At 62.2% G+C, this 19,037-nt stretch carries 16 protein-coding genes and 1 other RNA gene; 4 read left to right on the top strand and 13 right to left on the bottom strand.

From position 1 onward, the window contains the following. Nucleotides 1-9 precede the first annotated feature (9 nt). The 10 genes from FF098_RS00440 to ffs all read right to left on the bottom strand — a co-directional run bounded on the left by FF098_RS00440 (nt 10) and on the right by ffs (nt 10,302). Nucleotides 10-942, bottom strand: a complete 933-nt coding sequence (locus FF098_RS00440; protein ID WP_155135795.1) for a tetratricopeptide repeat protein — start codon at nt 940-942, stop codon at nt 10-12. Between the two features lie 3 nt (nt 943-945). Then, the gene (locus tag FF098_RS00435; RefSeq protein ID WP_166426252.1) at nt 946-2,313 is read right to left on the bottom strand and encodes an ATP-binding protein; all 1,368 of its coding nucleotides are present in this window, start codon (nt 2,311-2,313) and stop codon (nt 946-948) included. 75 nt (nt 2,314-2,388) lie between these two features. Continuing rightward, nucleotides 2,389-3,357 (bottom strand): zinc transporter ZntB, encoded by a 969-nt coding sequence (locus FF098_RS00430; RefSeq protein ID WP_155135792.1) that lies wholly within the window; start codon nt 3,355-3,357, stop codon nt 2,389-2,391. Between the two features lie 84 nt (nt 3,358-3,441). Next, nucleotides 3,442-4,047 carry a recombination mediator RecR gene (gene recR / locus FF098_RS00425; protein WP_155135789.1) on the bottom strand — a complete coding sequence of 202 codons (606 nt, stop codon included), beginning with the start codon at nt 4,045-4,047 and terminating at the stop codon, nt 3,442-3,444. Further along, nucleotides 4,047-5,237, bottom strand: coding sequence for a hypothetical protein (locus tag FF098_RS00420; RefSeq protein ID WP_155135786.1), 1,191 nt, complete (start codon nt 5,235-5,237; stop codon nt 4,047-4,049). The genes recR and FF098_RS00420 overlap by 1 nt, the downstream gene beginning before the upstream one ends. Before the next feature lie 13 nt (nt 5,238-5,250). Next, on the bottom strand, nt 5,251-5,574 hold the full coding sequence (locus FF098_RS00415) for a YbaB/EbfC family nucleoid-associated protein (protein WP_155135783.1): 324 nt from the start codon (nt 5,572-5,574) through the stop codon (nt 5,251-5,253). Between the two features lie 26 nt (nt 5,575-5,600). After that, entirely contained in the window at nt 5,601-6,440 is an 840-nt protein-coding gene (locus FF098_RS00410; protein ID WP_155135780.1) for a rhamnogalacturonan acetylesterase, read from the bottom strand. Nucleotides 6,441-6,478: 38 nt separating this feature from the next. Then, entirely contained in the window at nt 6,479-8,275 is a 1,797-nt protein-coding gene (locus tag FF098_RS00405; protein ID WP_155135777.1) for a sulfotransferase family protein, read from the bottom strand. 74 nt (nt 8,276-8,349) lie between these two features. Further along, complete coding sequence (locus FF098_RS00400) at nt 8,350-10,134, bottom strand: DNA polymerase III subunit gamma/tau (protein WP_155135774.1); 1,785 nt, start codon at nt 10,132-10,134, stop codon at nt 8,350-8,352. A 70-nt stretch (nt 10,135-10,204) separates the two neighbouring features. Further along, nucleotides 10,205-10,302, bottom strand: an RNA gene (ffs, locus tag FF098_RS00395) — signal recognition particle sRNA small type. A gap of 653 nt (nt 10,303-10,955) precedes the next feature. Here ffs and FF098_RS00390 point away from each other — a divergent pair. Then, a complete protein-coding gene (locus FF098_RS00390; protein ID WP_155135771.1) occupies nt 10,956-11,465 on the top strand; it encodes a hypothetical protein in 510 nt (169 codons plus the stop codon). A 219-nt stretch (nt 11,466-11,684) separates the two neighbouring features. Here FF098_RS00390 and FF098_RS00385 read toward each other — a convergent pair whose 3' ends face one another. Then, nucleotides 11,685-13,682 (bottom strand): DEAD/DEAH box helicase, encoded by a 1,998-nt coding sequence (locus FF098_RS00385; RefSeq protein WP_155135768.1) that lies wholly within the window; start codon nt 13,680-13,682, stop codon nt 11,685-11,687. Between the two features lie 228 nt (nt 13,683-13,910). Here FF098_RS00385 and nudC point away from each other — a divergent pair, with 228 nt between their 5' ends. Next, nucleotides 13,911-14,813, top strand: coding sequence for an NAD(+) diphosphatase (gene nudC, locus FF098_RS00380; RefSeq protein ID WP_155135765.1), 903 nt, complete (start codon nt 13,911-13,913; stop codon nt 14,811-14,813). Nucleotides 14,814-14,887: 74 nt separating this feature from the next. Continuing rightward, on the top strand, nt 14,888-15,256 hold the full coding sequence (locus FF098_RS00375) for a DUF6249 domain-containing protein (protein ID WP_155135761.1): 369 nt from the start codon (nt 14,888-14,890) through the stop codon (nt 15,254-15,256). A gap of 87 nt (nt 15,257-15,343) precedes the next feature. Here FF098_RS00375 and FF098_RS00370 read toward each other — a convergent pair whose 3' ends face one another. Both FF098_RS00370 and FF098_RS00365 read right to left on the bottom strand, forming a co-directional pair. Beyond that, nucleotides 15,344-17,122 carry an SLC13 family permease gene (locus FF098_RS00370; protein ID WP_166426251.1) on the bottom strand — a complete coding sequence of 593 codons (1,779 nt, stop codon included), beginning with the start codon at nt 17,120-17,122 and terminating at the stop codon, nt 15,344-15,346. Between the two features lie 74 nt (nt 17,123-17,196). Continuing rightward, the gene (locus tag FF098_RS00365) at nt 17,197-18,045 is read right to left on the bottom strand and encodes a prephenate dehydratase (protein ID WP_155135758.1); all 849 of its coding nucleotides are present in this window, start codon (nt 18,043-18,045) and stop codon (nt 17,197-17,199) included. Nucleotides 18,046-18,224: 179 nt separating this feature from the next. Between FF098_RS00365 and FF098_RS00360 the strand changes: the two genes are divergently transcribed. Next, on the top strand, nt 18,225-19,019 hold the full coding sequence (locus FF098_RS00360) for a c-type cytochrome (RefSeq protein ID WP_155135755.1): 795 nt from the start codon (nt 18,225-18,227) through the stop codon (nt 19,017-19,019). Nucleotides 19,020-19,037: the final 18 nt, after the last annotated feature.

Here is a 19,037-nt window from a genome sequence, read left to right as displayed (position 1 = left end):
CAGGATCCGTCAATAATCGTCCCGGATGGTCACGTCTTTCAGTTCAGACTGAACCATCCGGGCAAAGATATACGGACCGACCCAGGTCATCAGCACAAAGCCCAGCCAGCCCCAGCTGAGCACGCTTTGCATCGTCGGCGACATTCCCGGCAACAGCGTGCGGGCAAAGACCTGCCACAATAGCCACAGGCCAAGGATGATGCCCAGCTGCTGCTTGCCGGAAAAGCGGCCCATGAACATCGCCCAATAGAGCCAGATGCCCATGAACGGGTTCTTGCGTGCCTTGACCTTGGTCAATAGCGTCAGCGCCTGCCGGTTCTCCGCGTCCTGCGACAGCACCCACAGCGCCCGCTCGCGCGCCTCCTCCAGCCGCCCCTTGCGGAAGGCGATATCGCCCATCAACAGCGCAAGGTCGGCATTGTCAGGGGCGATCTGCCCGGCCCGCTCGACAAGCACAGCCGCATCGCCGGCCCTGCCACGGTCGACGAGATAGCTTGCGTAATCCGTCAGGGCAGAGACATTGTCCGGGTCCAGCTCCAGTGCCCTGATATAGGCGGGTTCTGCCTTTGCGAAATTGTTGCGCCGGTCATAGAAGCTCGCCAGTGCCAGATGGTTGTACGGATCGACCGGCATCAGCTCCACCGCCCGCAGATAGGCCTCCTCGGCATCGGCATAGGCCTTGTCATCCGTATCGAGAATATAGCCGCGCGACCGCCAGGCGAAATCATATTCGCTGTCGTAACCGAGCGCAGTATCGATCAGGTCCTTCGCCTCATCCTTGTCCTTGCGGGCGGACCGGCACAGGGCAAGCAGGGTCAATGCCTCCACATGATCCGGCTGTTCGGCGATGATGGCGCGCAGCTCTGCCTCTGCGCCACTGACATTGCCGGCGTTCCATTGCGACCATGCCTTGTTCATGCTGCCAGCCGGTGTGTCGGTCATTGCCTACCTCATATTCTTGTCGAGAAAGGCCAGCACGTCTTCATAGAGGCCGCCCTCATTGGCATAACGGGCATAGTTGCGGGCCGATGACAGCCATTCGCCGGTGGAGGACTTCACCTCCTTCAGTGCCTCGGCCAGATGCGCCTTGCTGATCGGGCTGATCTCATCACTGTCCAGGCTCTCCTCGATCGCGATATCGCATGCAGTCTCGACCACATTGGTCAGGTCAGCGCCGGAGAAGCCGGACGTCTTCGCAACCACGGCCTCAAGGTCGAGCTTCTCCTGCGGGCGCTCTGCCAGCAGGCTGCGCAGGATTTCCAGCCGCGCCACCTTGTCTGGCGGCGGCACGAACAACACGCGGTCGAACCGGCCATGGCGCCGGAAGGCGGGGTCGATAGCCCAGGGCGTATTGGTCGCCGCCAGGATCAACAGTCCCGCATTGTCCGCCGAATAGCCATCCATCTCGTTCAGGAAAGTGGAAACGAGGGCGGATGAATTGGAATTGTGGGAGAACTTGCGCCGCGCGGCGAGCGCCTCCAGTTCATCGAAGAACAACACGGTCGGGCGGTCGGCCCGGGCTTCCTCGAACACGGCGGCAAGCCGCTTCTCGGATTCACCGATATACATGTCGAGGATTTCCGGAATCTCGACATTGACGAAACGCGCGCCGCACTCACCTGCCGTCGCCCGTGCAAGCATGGTCTTGCCGCAGCCCGGCGGGCCATAGAGCAATACGCCGCCCCCGGCCTGCTTGCGAAAACGCTTGAACATGGCCGGTTTCTGAAAGGGCAGGATGATCTTGCGGGATATCTGTTTCTTGATATCGGCGAGTCCGCCGACATCCTCGAAAGTGATCTGTTTGCGGACAGATTCGACCATGATCGCGTCGCGCTCATCCTTGTCGCCCCCGGCCTCTGCCCGGCCGCCGAGCCGTTCGCCAGACAGGCTGAATACTTCCGCGCCACCGCCGGAGGGCGCAGCGCCGCGTGCCATCAGCGCAGCATCAAGATCGCCGTCGCGCATGGCCGGGTTCTCGTCAACCAGCGCGCGATAAAGCGGCGCTGCCTCTTTCATGCGCCCCTGCCGCACGAGCAGGCGCACCATCGCCAAGCGCTCTTCATCGCCCTCTCCCGCCAGCCAGCTTTTAGCGGCCTCGGACGCTTCCATGTCGGACAGGAAATCGGCTGCCTTTTCCCGCGTATCGAGGTCATAGGCAGAGGGGTTGGCCTGCGACAGCCAGGCGATCGCCGGTGACGGATCCGGCGCCTCGCGCCCAGCCCGCAAGAGCGAGCGCAGGATTGGCCCCGACCCGGGCATGGCGGCGCATGTCTCTATCAGGTCGGCCAGCGCCTGGCGCTTGTCGTCACTCATGGATGTTCCCTCTGAACCGTTACGGCGACCCGTTGCAGCAGTTACCGTTACACGCAGCCTATCTGCTTGGCGCGATCAAATCCACTTCATCTTGCGGAACAGCCAGAGCTCGGCAAGGGTGATGCAGATCAGCAGGGCACAGACGATCCAGAAGGCGACATCCATGTCAGCGCCCGGCATGCCGCCGACATTGATGCCCAGCAACCCGGTCAGGAAGCCGAGTGGCAGGAAGATCGCAGTGACGACCGACAGCACCAGCATGTTGCGGTTCATCTCTTCGGAGCGGCGGTCAACCAGCTGGTCATGGATGATGCCGGCCCGCTCGCGCGTGATGTCCAGTTCCTCGACCACGCGGGTCAGGCGGTCCGCCTCCTCCCGCGCGGCGTTCTGCAGCGTGTCGTGCAACAGGCCCGTCTCGTTCGCGGCAAAGCGGGCATAGGCCTCGCGCTGCGGAGCGATATAGCGGCGGAAGACGATTGCATCGTGGCGCATGGCGGCCAGCGGGCCGCGCAGCTCCTCTACGGTGGCGGTCAGGGATTGTTCCTCGAACACGTCGACCCGGTCGGCAAGCTCGTCGACCACCGGCTCCATCTTGTTGGTCAGTCCGCGCAGCATCTGGAACAGCAGCGTGCCGGTATCATCAGGCCCCTGCCCTTCCCGCAAGGCGTTGCGCAGGTCCTCCACCGCGACAAGGCGGCGCTTGCGCACGGTAATCAGACGCCCCTTCTCGACCCAGACCCGCAGGGATACCATGTCCTCGCTCTGGCTTTCCGGGTTCAGGTTCACCCCGCGCAGGGTCATCATCAGCCCGTTCTCGTGCACGGTACAGCGCGGCCGCGTCTCGTTCGCCAGCAGGGACTGGACGACGACGGCATCGAGACCGGCCTTGCGGCGCAGCCAGTCCTGGTCGGCCCCGAGATCGAGATGCGCCCAGTAGAACCCGCCCCTGGGCACATCCGGCCCGGCGCGCAGTTCCTCGAAATCCATCGGTCGGGCGCCGCCCTTGCCGTCGAGCACAAACCCTTCAATCAGCGGATCACTCATCGCACCTCTCCTTGTTCGTCAAGCAGAGCATTGTTCATGAAAAATGAACAGGGCGTTGAGAAAGAGGCAGGTTCTGGGTCCGCCTCAGGCCTTGTGGCGGGATTTCATCGCTGCGGCGAGGGTACCCTCGTCGAGATAGTCAAGCTCGCCGCCGACCGGCACGCCATGGGACAGGCGCGTAATATCGACCGTCAGCCCTTCCAGCCGCTCTACCAGATAATGCGCCGTGGTCTGACCATCGACCGTGGCGGACAGCGCCAGCACAATCTCGCTGACCCCGCCGGCAGACGCCCGCTGGGCCAGCGAGGCGATATTGAGATCGTCCGCGCCGACGCCATCGAGCGGCGAGATCACCCCGCCCAGCACATGATATTTGCCCTTGTGCGCACCGGAGCGCTCCAGCGCCCACAGATCCGCAACCTCCTGCACGACGCAGATGACCCCGGTCTCGCGGTCTTCGTCAGCGCAGATCTGGCACGGATCGGACGAGTCCCAATTGCCGCAGATCGAACACGCTGTCACCTTTTCCGCCGCCTCTTTCAGCGCTACCGCCAGCGGCGCCATCAGGCCGTCGCGCTTCTTCAACAGGTGCAGCGCCGCCCGCTTGGCAGAGCGCGGCCCCAGCCCCGGCAGCTTGGCCAGCAGCGAGATAAGACGATCCAGTTCAGGTCCGGCGGGGGTTCTGGGCATTACCAGACAGCTTTCTTTTGGGTCAAAAAGTTATCGGCATAGTGGAGATTGACAATTCCAGTCTTGGAATGGTTTTCGCAGATATCCCGCGCGATTGCGAGCGCCTTGGCACGACTTTCCTTAAGACGGGTCTTGCGCCACTTCAAAACCCTGTGGCGCAATGCACTGAGGGCTATCGTCTGGATAAGGAGTAAAAAGTAATATGCGCCTATGGTAACCCCAAAGACAAACGCGATTGGAGACGTAAAGTCTATATCGCCGTTCCCAATACCGAAGGTGCCGAGAATTGCCCATAGGAGAATGCCTAGAATGCCAATATAGAAAGGGCCCATCCACAAATGACTTAATACGGTAGAATAACAATCCCTGTATGTCGCTGTGCTGTTGATCCGAGGCAGGAAAGCCATCCTGCACCAAGGACTGAATGGCCCCAATACTCTCTTGTAGCGCTTCGACACAAACCTCGACCAAAAGGCCCGGGGTGAAAAGGCGTAGCGCCCAGCCATCATTTCCCGCCTGAAAGCCTTTTCATGCGACCTATCCAGAATGGATAGGTGGTCCGCATTAATCTCTGCGAGCTCACCATGAGACAGAGGCCGCAGAGTGCGTTCCACACCGGCTTGTCGAAAGACAACCTCATCAAACCGCCTGGTCCGCGCAGCATGTCGGCTCGAGCCAAGCTTGCGGTCCACTTTCACCCAACAATATTTGATCAGGAAGTAGGGAACGATGAGCGCCAACAGTGCAATCAATTTAATTATCAGTTCGGACACCCAACCCTCACCCGGAACCAAGTCCCACGGGATATCAACGAATTGGAAGCCGAGCATACCCAGAAACACGAGTGCAAGGAGAAGTAGTGCATCCCCCCATGTTGCCGCCATCAAGCGTGTGTAGCTGCCACTCATCAAGTGGGGATTTTCGTGACGCCATCCAAAACTTTGTGCTGCAGCTTGCCTGAGCATGTCGGAGCTCACCCTGCAGCCCTCAGTCATACCGGACACGTTGTCGGAGTAGTCGTAAACAAAGGCCGTATCTCGCCGTTCCATTACGACGACACGGACAAAATAGTCGCTAGGGCCTAATTTTGACGTCCGGTATGCAACTGCGTTTTCACTTGCAAAACCATCTCGCAACCAGGATTGAAGTGCCTGCTCCTCTCCCACCGCACAATCACCGCGCTCACCCACTGAGAGGGACCATTCAGAACGGCAGTTTCATGCCCGGGGGCAGGGGCAGGCCGTCGGTCAGGCTCTTCATCTCTTCCTGCGACTGTTCTTCCAGCCGCGCCTTGGCGTCGTTGATCGCGGCGGTGATCAGGTCTTCCAGCACCTCGCCCTCCTCGGCGTTCAGCAGGTCCTTCTCGATACTGACTTTCGAGGCATAGCCCTTGCCGGTCAGGGTGACCTTGACCATGCCGCCACCGGCAGAGCCCTCGACTTCCATCGCGGCGATCTTTTCCTGCATTTCCTGCATCTTGCCCTGCAGCTGCGAGGCCTGTTTCATCATGTCGCCGAAATTCTTCATCGCTCTTGTTCCTTTCCAGTATCGATCTAGCCGGGTTGTGCCCAACTGAATGCCCCAGCGCAATCGGTAACCGCTTGCGGGCGCAGCGCGTCGGCGGGCACATCCGCGGACGGTGTCTCGACAGAGATAATGCCTTCTTCGGCCAGCGCCAGTGTGACGACCATTGCCACCCCGCAGGCCCCCAGCGCGGTGAAATGGGTGTTGTCCTCGACCCCGTCCGGATGACGCTCATTCCTGTCTTCCGGCGTCAGCCACAGGAAATCTTCCTTGGTCTCCTCCCGGCCGATCGTCTCGAAATAGGCAAGCGACAGGGTGGCAAGGTCGATATAGGCGGCCCCCGTCTTCTCAGCGGCCTTTTGCGCATTCCAGCGATAGAGCCCATGGGTCTCGACCATGGCCGGTCCTTCCCACAGGCGGCGGGCGGCGGAAGACACGATCACCGGGCGGGCATCGCGCGCCCGCACATCGGCAACGAACTGCTTCAGATAGGCGCGATAATCCGTGTTCGCCTCGGCATACCGCTCCGGCGCATCATCGCGCTGGTCGTTATGGCCGAAGCTGATCAGCACTATGTCGCCCGGCTGCAATGCCTCCAGCAGCGCCGCCCACTTGCCTTCATCGACGTAAGAGCGCGTGCTGCGGCCACTGACCGCACGGTTCTCCACCGCAATATCCCCCAGAAAATACTGCAGGGCCTGACCCCACCCGGCCTGTGGCTGGCGCTCGACAGGATAAGGCGATGCAGTGGAATCCCCGGCTATGACGATACGCGTTCCATCCGTCTCCTGTGCCGATGCGCCCGGCATGGCGACGCCAACCGCAGCCATCGTACAACCCAGCAGCAGGGCAACAGGTTTCCACATCATTCACCGTCTCCTCGTTCTTCAAGACACGTTGCAGACTATCAAGCGACGACACCCTGTTGGTCATCCAGTCTGGCCTTCTTCTTGCGACCCTTTTTCGGCTCTTTCGTCACGTCTGTGACCAGGCCCTTGCGCAATTGTGCGATCAGCGTGCCATAGCCGCGCCATTCATGCTCGGCTCCCGTCACATGGCCGGTCAGGGCCGGATCGATGGAACCCCAGTGCCCCTCCTTTTTCGCCGTGCGGGCATATTTGGCGAGGCCTGCATGGTTGGACGAGGCAAAGACATGCAGGCTGCCCAGCCATGCGGCACGCTCGGTCGGCGACAGCGGCAGGCGGTTGATGCGCACTACACCCTCGAACAGCCAGCCCGGCAGGCTCTGGTTGACGCGCGGCAGCACGATCTCGCCCGGCGCCTCGTAACCGCAGACATCGAAGAACTTGCCGACCCAGTCATCCTCATAATCGGCCATGACCAGCCCGGCACCGCCAAAGGCGGCTACGCAATCGGCACGCAGCGCTTCGCTGTCAAGGAAACGCGCGATCCGCGGCTGCCGGCTGAATTCCTCCAGCGTCAGCCCCTGCCCATAGCAATACTGGTCCGATTTCTGGTTCGTCTCGCACTGCTTGTGATATGATCTCAGCCAGTCCTCAGGCTTGCGTCGGACGAGGAAGACCGTCATGTCATGGTCTTTCGTCAGCTCACGAAACATTTCGAGGGCTGCGGGCCGGAAATCATAGAGATGGTTGGTCAGGCCCTCGGTGCTGAGCACCAGTGTCCCGTCACTGCTCTCCTCCAGCGCCTTCGCGGTGCGCTCGACCGTGGCGTTATGCAGGTCGTTGACGATGAACTGGTGCTTTGGCATGGCCGTGCCGCTGTTCGGCGTCGGATAGCAGATACCCTGCCCCGCCAGCGCCTTACGATGGTTATAGCACCATGACTGCAGCGAACTCGTCCCTGTCTTCGGCAATCCCACATGCAGCACCAGCTTTTGCCGGCGGGAGAATTTCGCCGGCGCGGACAGCCTGGCATTCACATGGGCTATCGCATTATCGACGACGGGCTGGCCGGTCGGCTTCAGCCTGCCGCGCCTGTCCACCGCGCGATGGTAATGCATCATCACCGGTGCCCCATTGCCGATTTTCTCCGCAGGCTGATGGGTCGGGAAGTTCAGCGCCCGCGGCAACAGAGCAAGGTCGATTTTCAGCTCCAGGCAGGTCAGGGCAAAGGATATCTGGTCGACATGAAACGCATGCTGGCCGAGCAGTTCGGCACGCTCTTCCGTCCAGTCCGCCCATTTGCGCCAGTGCTGGTCGAGACGCGCCAGCATCTTGCCGGGCAGCACATATAGTCCGCCATTACGGTTTTCAAACAGCGTATTTACCTCCGGCACCGATCCGGCGGGGATATCTTCGCGCTGACGAGCGAGCCCGGACTGCTTGAGCAGGCGGTTCCAGATTTTCATGGGCGGGCTCGGCAGGTCGACGACGACGGCCCCCGCCTGGCCGCGTTTCAGATAGGGCCGGGGATCGGAGACGAACACCGTGTCGCAATCGCACAGCACGGCAAGATCCGCCTGCTGAAGGAAAGGAGTGCGCAACTGCGCCACCTTGTTCATGTGCGGACGTTTTTCCGACACGCGCTCTATCACCTCGGTCCGGATACCGAGCGAGGCAAAGGCTGCGACACGGTCCGGGTCGGTCTCCGGCGTATGGTGAACGATGATATCCTGCGGTTCGACACCGGCAATCTCGATCAGGCTGCGCGCCCAGCGCATGGACTGATTGGCGAATATGTCGCCCTTGTCGACGACACATGAAAAACGAATAGTCAGCATTCTTGCCCCCTCGGCACCTTCCCCATATCAGGGCCCCATAACAGGCCCCTTTATAGCCCCATCATAGGGAAACTTTAGTCCGGGTCCACCTCATCGGACAAGTCGGGCAGATCATCGAGGTCCTCGCCCTCTTCGCCTGCCCCGGCGGTCAAGGCCGTATTATCCTCGCTGATCTGCTTGATCCGTACATTCTCGTCGGGAATCTCGGGGAATGCCTCGCGCGCGGCGATGAACAGCGGGTGGGCATAAACGACGCTGTCGCGGTCATGGCGCAACGTGTCCTCGCCTTTTTCCCGGGTGTTGATCGACACCGTCCAGCGCTCGCCGGTCCAGTCCTTCAGCTTGGCGGCAATGCGGCCCGCCAGGTTGCGCGGTGCACCTTCCGCCGGGTGAAAATCGATCACCCCCGGCTCGAATTTCACGATACGAACGAAATTCTCGATCTCATGGCGCAGGCGCGCATCCCGATTCTGTGAACAAAGCGCTACAAGATCCTTCAGGCTCGACAGCCGGGTCTGGTTCGCCGCTTCCATTTTCGGTGCACTGCGATAGTTCGCCTGCGGCGCGCTGGACGGCTGCGCCTCCTGCCGCACGGCACCGCCGGACACGGCACGGGCGCCGCCCGAACCACCGCCCGATGGCGCTCCCTGCGGCGCAGCCCCACCGCCGCTTACCTTGCCTTCTGTCAGCATACGCACGGCCTCGTCCGGCGTTGGCAGGTCAGCGGCATAGCACAGCCGGATCAGCGTCATCTCGCCTGCCGCAGCCGGGTCAGGCGCGACCTGCGCTTCCTGCAGGCCTTTCATCAGCAGCGACCAGGCCCGTGTCAGCCCGGCCATGGGGAATTTGTCGGCCATGCCCTTTGCCTGCACCGCCTCGGCGGTGCCGGCGGAACCATGGCTGGCCGCTTCATCGCCTGCCGCTTTTACCCGTGTCAGCAGGTGCACCAGCTCCAGCATGTCGCGCAGGATGACGACCGGGTCGGCGCCCGCATCATATTGCCGGCGGAACAGTTTCAGCGCTTCCGCCGCCTCGCCCTTCATCGCCGCGCCCAGCATGTTCCAGCTGGTCGAGCGGTCGGCAAGGCCGAGCATGTCCTGTACATCGCCCGCCGTCACCGCCTCGCCGCCGGAAGTCGCATGCTGGATGATCGCCTGGTCGAGCAGCGATAGCGCATCGCGAACGGAGCCTTCCGCCGCCCGCGCGATCATCAACAGGCCATCGCGCTCGACTGTCGCGTTCTCCTTCTCGCAAATGCCCTGCAGGTAATCGGCGAGCGTGTCCTGATCGAACCGGCGCAAATCGAAGCGCTGGGTCCGCGACAGCACCGTCACCGGCAGCTTGCGGATCTCCGTCGTCGCGAAGATGAATTTCACATGGGGCGGCGGCTCTTCCAGCGTCTTGAGCAGCGCGTTGAACGCGCTGTTCGACAGCATGTGAACCTCGTCGATGATATAGACCTTGTAGCGGGCCTGCACGGGCGCATAGCGCACGCTCTCGATCAGCTCGCGAATGTCGCCGACGCCGGTGCGCGAGGCCGCGTCCATCTCGATCACATCCGGATGGCGGCTCTCGGCGATCGCCTGGCAGTGGATGCCCGGCTTTTCCATGTCGATGGTAGGCTGGTCGATGCCGTCTTCTGTCTCATAATTCAGCGCCCGCGCCATGATCCGCGCGGTCGTTGTCTTGCCGACACCGCGCACCCCGGTCAGGATCCATGCATGCGCGATGCGGCCAGAGGCGAACGCATTTCTCAGCGTACGCACCATCGCATCGTGACCGAGCAGGTCATCGAAATTCTGCGGCCGGTATTTGCGGGCCAGCACCTGATAGGGGGTTTTGGTTTCGGAATCGCTCATCACAGCTGACTATGCACCGGAACCGGCCCCGCTTCAAATGGCCCTGACGTCGTGAGGGGAAAACAAAACTGAGGTGGAAGACTGAAACGACCCGAGCGGAAACTCGTTGCGGCTGCTTCCTTCCGGACCTGACCGGGTTGGCGAGGAGCTCGTCCGCCAGCCTTCCACCGGTGGATATCGCCGTTCGGGCGGCAGAATGCAAGGGGGTGGGGCAGAGACTCTGGAAAAAGATCGCGATTTCAGGCGTTTGGGTAAACTTATCCCCGCGGTGTATGGCCCGGCTATGCTTGTGAAGTTGCCGGTGAGGACCGGAAACGGGGATGATGCTGCCCTTACCTGCGGGCGGCACCCTCCAGCAGGCATCCCTGTCGCCCCTTTCGGGGAGAGGAGCGGGCGCGCGTCGGCGTTCGTGGCAGGGATCGGCATCCTGTCCAGACGGATAGGCGCGAGAGCTCCTTTAGGGCCGCGCACCGGAATGCCGCCGTGACGGGCGATATGCGCTTCCACGCTTGTCGCTTTCGCGCTTAACGCTGGAAGAATGTCCGTCACGGGCCTTCCTCATTTCATTTACGCTCGCAGCTTCTCAGCTGGCGGCGCTATCGGTGTGATTAAGTTGTCAACCGAAGCCTGTAAGGCGGATTCCGCCTTACAGGCTTGGTGAGCCATTGTTTTACCGGCGGCGATCAGTCAAGGAGCGAAGCCCGCCGGAGGCGGCGGCCCTGAAGGGCCGTCCTTGACAGATCGACACCGGTGAAACACCCACCGCACTTCCCCTTGGTGGTGATGCTAGCTACACTCAGGGCGAACAGAGGGAGAGCATCATGAAGAGCCGCACCACCATCCTTACAGCCGCCGCTGCATCGCTGGCTGCCATCACAAGCGCCTCCGCCGAGGAAGCGCCATGGCAGCCCGTCTCCGGCGAGGGCATCCACTATTTCTCGACCTCGGTGAAACATTCAGAGGCGCCAACCGAGACAGGTGCTGTCATCCGCAGCACAGACATCGTCTCCCTGACCGGCGACCTGACGGGCACCGTGCTTTATCACCCTGTCACCGTAATAGATGGCGCGGCGGGCACGCTGAACAATAGCGGCTATCAGGTCTTCTCCGGCACGGTGCTGGGCGGAGAGCCGGTGCTGCTGCTCGATGACAGTTTCTCTTTCGAGGTGCTTCTGGCGACAGGCACGGCAAACGGCACCGTCATTCTCGACCAGACGCTGGCCGGCCCGCCGACCGTCTGCAAGCTGACGGTCAACGGCGATGGCACGATGACCGAGGACGGCGATTCGCTCTTCACCTATGAAGGCGAATGCCAAGTTGAAGCTCGCTGAGAAGTCTTATCCATTACCCACTCACCACCAATCGACTGACGGAGATCTCGCTGTAGGTAAGTTGTCAACCGAAGCCTGTAAGGCAGATTCTGCCTTACAGGCTTGGTGAGCAATTGTTTTACCGGCGGCGATCAGTCAAGGAGCGCAGCCCGCCGGAGGCGGCGGCCCTTCGGGCCGTCCTTGACAGATCGACACCGGTGAAACACCCATCGCCTCAGCTCAGCCCTTAGGCTTTTTCTTCCCCGGCGAGCGTTTTTTCTCGCCGTTTGGCCCGCGCGGCTTTTTCGGACCCTTTTTCTTCTTCACCCAGGCCGGCTTGCCACCCTCTGGCTTGCCGCCTCCAAACTTGCCACTTGGCTTACCGCCCTCTGCGTCTTGGGGCGCGGCAGGCTTGCGCGGCCGGCGTTGAAACTTTGGCTCCGGCGCATCGGGGTCGCCCGGCGCAGGCGACCATTCTTCCTTCGGACGGATTGCCACCTTGCTCTTGCGCGGCGGGCGCGGGGCTTGAGCCTGTCCACCACCGCCAATACCGGCATCATCCTCGCCCGGCCCGTCGGCCCGGGTCACATAAAGGCTCTTGTCGATAATCTGGTTCTGTCCGGCATTTTCCATGATGCTGTCGGCGGCATCCGGCTTCAGCTCGATCCAGCTGGTCGTCTCGCCGATCCTGATCGCGCCGATCGCACTTTTTGAAAAGCCGCCTGTCTTGCACAGCATCGGCACCAGCCATTTCGGGTCGGCATTGCGCGCCCGCCCGACGCCGAGGGCGATCCACGCGCTGTCCTCGAAATCCGGGTGGCGCTGCTTCGGCGCTTTTGGTTCTCTGGGTCCACGGGGCTCACGCGGTTCGCGTCCGCCACGCGGCGGGGCGGGCTCGAACGAGCCGCCTCTTTCATCATCCTGCATGTCCTCAGGCGCGGACTGACGCGTGCGGGCAAGCTTGATGAACGCTGCCGCCAGTTTCTCCGCAGGGAATTTCTCGACCAGCGCTTCGGCGAGGTCCATATCGCTTTCAGCCAGGTCCTCGCTCAGCGCCGGATGGTCGAGCACGCGCTTATCGAGTACGCGCTGGATATCCTCCGTACCCGGCGGCTGCGTCCATTGCGCTGACACGCCGGCATCGCGCAGCAATTGCTCCGCCCTTCGCTGGGCCCGGCCCGGTGCGATCAGCACGGACGCCCCTTTGCGCCCGGCCCGGCCTGTCCGGCCCGACCGGTGCAGCAGCGCTTCTTTATTCTGCGGCAGGTCGGCATGGATGACGAGGTCCAGCCCCGGCAGGTCGATGCCCCGAGCGGCAACGTCCGTCGCCACACACACGCGCGCCCGCCCATCGCGGATTGCCAGCAGGGAATTGCTGCGCTCCTTCTGGCTGAACTCGCCGGACAGCGCGACGACGGAAAAACCGCGATTGGTCAGCCGCGCCGTCAGCTTGTTCACGCCCTCGCGCCGCGCGCAGAAGACCAGCGTCGTCGGCGCATCGTGATAGAGCAGCAAATTGATGACCGCCTTCTCCACGTCCTTGTGCCCGACCGGGTGCACGACATAGTCGATATCGACATGCTGTTCGCGGCGGGAAATGGTGTTCAGGCGCAGCGCCTTGTCCTGATAGCTCTCAGCCAGGTGCGCGATCTGTTTCGACACGGTCGCCGAGAACATCAGTGTACGGCGGCTTTCCGGGGCCGCCTGCAATATCTCTTCCAGCTCCTCGCGGAAGCCCAGCTTCAGCATCTCGTCGGCCTCGTCCAGCACCACGGCCTTGAGGTAGTCCATGTTCAGCGCCCGGCGCTTGATGTGGTCGACCAGGCGCCCCGGCGTGCCGACGACGATATGCGCGCCCCGCTCCAGTGCCCGGCGCTCGGTGCGCACATCCATGCCACCGACACAGGTCGCGATGCGCCCGCCCGCCCCGGCATAGAGCCATTGAAGTTCCTTGCTCACCTGCAGGGCAAGCTCTCGGGTCGGTGCGATGATCAGCGCCAGCGGCGCATCGGCCCGCGGCAGGCTTTCACCATCTTCCAGCAGCGACGATGCCAGCGCCAGCCCGAATGCGACCGTCTTGCCGGAGCCGGTCTGCGCGGAAACCAGCAGGTCGCGCGTGCCGACATCTGCCGCCATCACTGCCTCCTGCACCGGGGTCAGCGTGTCATACCCCTTCTGTTTCAGGGCGTCGGCGAGGGGGGCTGCAATCGGCAGCGCGGTATTGAAATCGGCAGGCATCGTTGTTCTTTCAGGGGGTGGCGGGCAGGCGCAGTATATCACGATTGATCGCGCGGCCCGGGCGCGGGACCTCATGTCGCCAGCGCCAGAAAGGCACTCCATACAGCAAAAATGCCGTCCATAAAGGAAAATCGGCGTTACGGCACCAAAACCAGGTCAAATAAACGTGTCTGCCGTTCCCTGCATGCCGCACTCCCCTTCCCGCCATTCCATGCTAGATAGCGCTCCATGCCAGTGATCAACCCGAATGCCTTTACCGGCAACCCGCTCGACCGCCTGTCCGAAAACCGCAAGGACGAGGCCTGGGTCGCCGCCCAGCTGACCGCCGAAAACGGCCGCATGGTCGTGTTTCACAAGGGCCAGCCGCTGATCGACACGGATCGGAAAGAACCGCTCTGGCTGTCCCCTGCAGCGCGCAGCGAGCTACCGTCGGACGCCACCCACATCCTGCTCGGCTGGTGGAATGACGTGCCCTATTCCGCTATCGACGCCTCAGCCGCGCCGGACCAGCCTTTCTCTGACCTTGGCACCTACATCCCCTTGCGGGAAACCGGTGGCCTCCTCGGCCGGGAAGAGCTGGCGATCCTCGGCCACGCGGCATGGATGCTCGACTGGCACCGCCGTCACCGGTTCTGCGCCCGCACCGGCAAGCCAACACAAATCCGTGGCGGCGGCGTCAGCCGTATCGAGCCAGAGTCGGGTACGGAGCATTACCCCCGCGTCGACCCGGTCGCCATCGTATTGCCGGTCAAGCAGGACCATTGCCTGCTCGCCCGCGGCGCCCACTTTCCGCCGAACATGTATTCCGCGCTCGCCGGTTTCCTCGAACCCGGCGAAACGCTGGAGGAATGCGCCATCCGCGAGATCCGCGAGGAGGTCGGCATCATCCTGACCGATGTGCGCTATGTCTTCTCCCAGCCATGGCCGTTCCCGTCCTCGCTGATGGTCGGTTTCATCGCACAGGCCGAAGACTGGGAAATCCTGCTCGATCCGCAGGAAATCGAGGCCGCCCGCTGGGTCGAGAAAGACGAGCTTGCGACCCTCCTCGGCGGCGAACGGCGCGAAGACCTCTGGGTGCCACCCAAATACGCCATCGCACGACAGCTCATGGAAGTCTGGGTGAAAGAATAGAGTGCCATTGTCGCCGCTGGCAAAAACCGTGATATGAGTCCCCAAAGGACCAACCCTCGCAAAGAAGGCCCGTCATGGAAGTCGCCATTCTCGTCCCGCTGATCTTCTTCACCGCCATCGTGATGATCATCGCGCTGCCGTTCTATTTCAGGCATCGCAACCGTCGGCTGGTCTATGAGGCGATCAAGACGACGATAGAGAAGGACGGCACGGTCGATCCGGCCCTTGTCGCTGCGTTGACGACGGAGAATATCGGTCCCAATGCCGACCTGCGCCGGGGCATCCTGCTGATTGCCCTGGCCCTCGGTCTCGGCATTTGCGGATACTTCCTGCCCGACGACTATTCAGGCCCGATTGTCATCGGCATCGCCTTCATACCTGGCCTGATCGGCATCGCCTACACGATATTCCACTTCTTCATCCCGCGCGAAGCAACGGTCTAGATATTCAGTCTGGAACGGCCAGCACGCGCTGCCGGAAAAGTGGACACCGGTTTTCCGGTGAGCAGCGCGTCACCTAGAATGGCCAGATCAGAATGGCCATATCAGCGGGATCATCACCATCGCCACGATGAACATCGACAGCGACAAGGGCAGGCCGAGGCGCAGATAGTCCGTGAACCGATAACCGCCGGCATTGTAGACCAGCGTATTGGTCTGGTAGCCGATGGGCGTCAGGAAGCTGGCGCTGGCGGCAAACATCACCGCTACTACGAAAGGCCGCGCATCGACGCCCAGCCCCTCGGCCAGTGCGATGGCAATCGGCGTCATGATGATCGCCACCGCATTATTGGTCACGATCTCCGTCAGCATCGTGCAGATCAGGTAGACGACGGCAAGCGCGACCAGCGGCGGCAACCCGGCCATCAGCGGCTCCAGCGCCACGACGATGTCAGAGATCAGCCCTGTCTTATCTAGCGCCGCGCCGATGGCAAGCATGGCAAGGATCAGCATCAGCACGCGCCAGTCGATCGCCTGGAACGCCTCGTCGGCTTCCAGGCACCGTGTCGCCAGCACAGTCACCGCCCCGACGATGGCCGCAATCGAAATCGGCAGTACACCGAAGGATGCGGCCAGCACAACGCCGATGATCACCGCAATCGCAATCGGCGCCTTTGTCCGCCGGAAACCCGTCGCCCGCGGCTCGGCCACGTTGACGAGATCATTGTCATCGACGAGGCGCTTCAGGTCCGTGGGTGAGCCCTCGATCAGCATCGTATCGCCGACGGCGAGCGGCACATGTTCGAACCGGTCGGCAAAATTCTCCCCGCTGCGATGCAGCGCGATGGGATAGACGCCATAGCGCCGGCGCAGGCGCAAATGCCGCAACGTCTTGCCCAGGATCTTTGCCCCTGGCACCAGCAGGATTTCGACGATGGTCGATTCCCGCGTGCCGAGTTTCTGGAAGTGATCGTCGACGGCTGTCATCTCGCCTGATTCCTTCATCGACAGGATATCCTGCACCGGGCTGCGCAACACGACGACGTCACCTGCCTGCAGCACCACCGCGTCCATTTCCCGGCGCAGGGATTCACTGCCGCGCAGCACGTCGATCAGCCGTGTGTTGCCGCGATTGAAGAAAGGAACCTCCAGCGCCTTCCGGCCGATATGGGGCGAGCCTTCCTCGATCGCGGCCTCGACCATGAAGCGCGATGAGGCTGCCCGTGCGCCCAGGTCCTGCCGGCTTTCCCGGTCAGGCATCAGCCGCCGCAGCACGATCAGCACCGTCAGGCCGACGATTGCGCTGGTCACGCCCAAGGGCGCGATCTCGAAGATATGAAAAGGCGCCAGCCCCTGCTGGCGGGCAACGGAATCGACCAGGATATTGGTGGACGTGCCGATCAGCGTGCAGGTGCCACCCATGATTGCCGCATAGGACAGCGGAATAAGGATGCCCGACGCCTTGCCATTGATCTCGCCCGCCAGTTTCACCCCGACCGGGATCATCAGCATGACGAGCGGTGTATTGTTCATGAAGGCTGACAGCACGGCGACGACAAGCAGGAAGACAGCCACCGCCAGCACCGGATAGCGCTGGGCGGGTCCGGTCATCGCCTCCGCCAGCCGGTCGAGTGCGCCGGTACGCACCAGCGCGGCAGAGATGACGAACATCGCCGCGATGGTCACCGGGGCCGAGTTGGAAAAAACGCTTAAGAATTCCTTCTCCGTCAGCAGACCGAGCAGCAGAAGGATCGCGACGATCATTCCCGCGCTGACTTCCGGCGGGCGCCATTCCCGCGCAAAGGCGACGAACAGCACGACAAGAAGCAGACCGACGATCCACGAAGCGTAAGGCGCTATAATTTCCACTGAAAAATCCTACCCCGAAACCGGCTGATAATATCACCGGCGGGGAAAGCGCAAAGTGGATATTTTGAGAGGAACTACCGCCCCGCCTTCTCGCGATACGGGTCGGCCTTGTAGACGCCGAGTATTTTCAGCGTTGAAGAGAAAAAGCTCAACTCCTCCAGCGCCAGCCGCACCGGTTCCTCGTCCGGGTGGCCCTCGATATCGGCATAGAACATGGTCGCGGTGAACTCGCCATCGCGCATGTAGCTTTCCAGCTTGGTCATGTTGACCGCATTGGTCGCAAACCCGCCCATCGCCTTGTAGAGAGCCGCCGGGATGTTGCGCACCTGAAAGACGAAGCTGGTGATAACCTTGCCGTCGCCTCGCGTTGCAAATTCCGGCTCGCGGCTCATGGTCATGAAGCGGGTCGTGTTGTGCCCGGCATCCTCGACATCGGCCTCGATGATTTCAAGCCCGTAGAGGTCTGCCGCGAGTGCCGAGGCGATGACCGCCACATCCCGCTCGCCGGTCTCCGACAATTGTCGTGCCGCGCCTGCCGTGTCGCCGGCGATTTCCGGCTTCAGGCCCCGCCGGGCGATCACGCCCCTGCACTGGCCGAGCGCCATGGCATGGCTGCGCACGGTCCTTATCCCGGCCGGGTCAGTGCCTTTGACCACCATCAGCTGGTGATGGACCGGCAGGAAGTGTTCATCGACGATCGACAGGTCGGTATCGGGCAGCAGGTGATAGACGTCGGAGACCCGCCCCGCGAGGGAGTTCTCCACCGCCACCATCGCCTTGTCGGCCAGCCCGCGGGAGACGGCGTCGAATGCTTCCTCGAACGTGGCGCAGGCCAGCGGCTCCAGCCCCGGCGCATAAAGCCCGCAGGCGACCTGCGAATAGGCACCACTTTCGCCCTGAAATGCTATTTTTCCTGCGCCCATGATCCTCGATATCCCTGTCTGATGCCCTTCTGCGGCAGACCGTGCTTAAACGACGCGCCAAATGATGCAAGTGCACCGTTGCAAGGCAGCAAGAAGGCCGCTATTACCGCCAAAATGTCAATCAAGCCTTCGCGCGGGGCTGCCGTTCCGCGTGACCCAGATTCCCGGGAAAAGTATCCATGAAGGATGAACTCTTTTTCAATAAATTCGCAGCCGCCGGCCTGTCGGTCGCGCTCATGTTCTTCGGCCTGCCGATCCTGGTGAATGTGTTTTACGGCGGTGGCGGCCACCATGGCTCCGCAGCCCATGACGGAGAACATGACGAGAGCAACCCGCTGGGTCTCGCCTATCCGATCGAGTTTACGCTCGAAGGCGGCCCTGCCGTTGCCGAAGCGGAAGTCGATCTCGGCACGCTGCTCGCCAATGCCAGCGCCGCTGCCGGCGAGCGCGGCATTGCCATCTGCCAGGCCTGCCACACCTTCGAGCAGGGTGGTGCCAATGGCACAGGCCCGAACCTGTGGGGCGTCGTCGGGGCAGACGTGGCGTCCCATGCCGGCTTCTCCTACACCGGCGCCCTGTCCGGTCTGGGAGGTACCTGGACCTATGAGAAGCTCGATGCCTATCTGGAAAACTCTCAAGCCTATGTTCCGGGCACCCAGATGGCCCAGCGCATCGGCCGCGAAGAGAAGCGCGCCGACATCCTCGCTTATCTCGCCACCCTGACCAGCGGCGAGCCTGTCCCTTTCCCGGAACCGGCCCCGGCCGCAGAACCGGCTGAGGAAATGGCTGAAGCAGAAGGCGCCGATATCACGGTTGAGGACACCGCTTCGGAAGAGACCATGACCGAGTCCGGTCAGGAAGCTCTGGAAGAAGCCGGGCAGCTCGCCGATGAAGCCGAAGCCGAAACCGGCGAACCGGCTGATGACGCCACGCAAAGCGATGGCGAGACCAATCAGGGCGAAATTCAGGAATAGAACACCTGCCCTTGTCCC

It is taken from the genome of Aquisalinus luteolus (assembly GCF_009712425.2).
Lineage (GTDB): Bacteria > Pseudomonadota > Alphaproteobacteria > Caulobacterales > Parvularculaceae > Aquisalinus > Aquisalinus luteolus.
The sequence above is the reverse complement of the archived record's forward strand: the minus strand, read 5'-3'. Positions and strand labels throughout refer to the sequence as shown.

Bases quoted from the DNA above. Each gene is read 5' to 3' on its own strand.
- FF098_RS00385 (WP_155135768.1), bottom strand. From the start codon at position 13,682: ATGCCTGCCGATTTCAATACCGCGCTGCCGATTGCAGCCCCCCTCGCC.
- nudC (WP_155135765.1), top strand. From the start codon at position 13,911: ATGCCAGTGATCAACCCGAATGCCTTTACCGGCAACCCGCTCGACCGC.
- FF098_RS00365 (WP_155135758.1), bottom strand. From the start codon at position 18,045: ATGGGCGCAGGAAAAATAGCATTTCAGGGCGAAAGTGGTGCCTATTCG.
- FF098_RS00440 (WP_155135795.1), bottom strand. From the start codon at position 942: ATGACCGACACACCGGCTGGCAGCATGAACAAGGCATGGTCGCAATGG.
- FF098_RS00430 (WP_155135792.1), bottom strand. From the start codon at position 3,357: ATGAGTGATCCGCTGATTGAAGGGTTTGTGCTCGACGGCAAGGGCGGC.
- FF098_RS00415 (WP_155135783.1), bottom strand. From the start codon at position 5,574: ATGAAGAATTTCGGCGACATGATGAAACAGGCCTCGCAGCTGCAGGGC.
- FF098_RS00410 (WP_155135780.1), bottom strand. From the start codon at position 6,440: ATGATGTGGAAACCTGTTGCCCTGCTGCTGGGTTGTACGATGGCTGCG.
- recR (WP_155135789.1), bottom strand. From the start codon at position 4,047: ATGCCCAGAACCCCCGCCGGACCTGAACTGGATCGTCTTATCTCGCTG.
- FF098_RS00360 (WP_155135755.1), top strand. From the start codon at position 18,225: ATGAAGGATGAACTCTTTTTCAATAAATTCGCAGCCGCCGGCCTGTCG.
- FF098_RS00435 (WP_166426252.1), bottom strand. From the start codon at position 2,313: ATGAGTGACGACAAGCGCCAGGCGCTGGCCGACCTGATAGAGACATGC.
- FF098_RS00405 (WP_155135777.1), bottom strand. From the start codon at position 8,275: ATGCTGACTATTCGTTTTTCATGTGTCGTCGACAAGGGCGACATATTC.
- FF098_RS00390 (WP_155135771.1), top strand. From the start codon at position 10,956: ATGAAGAGCCGCACCACCATCCTTACAGCCGCCGCTGCATCGCTGGCT.
- FF098_RS00375 (WP_155135761.1), top strand. From the start codon at position 14,888: ATGGAAGTCGCCATTCTCGTCCCGCTGATCTTCTTCACCGCCATCGTG.
- FF098_RS00400 (WP_155135774.1), bottom strand. From the start codon at position 10,134: ATGAGCGATTCCGAAACCAAAACCCCCTATCAGGTGCTGGCCCGCAAA.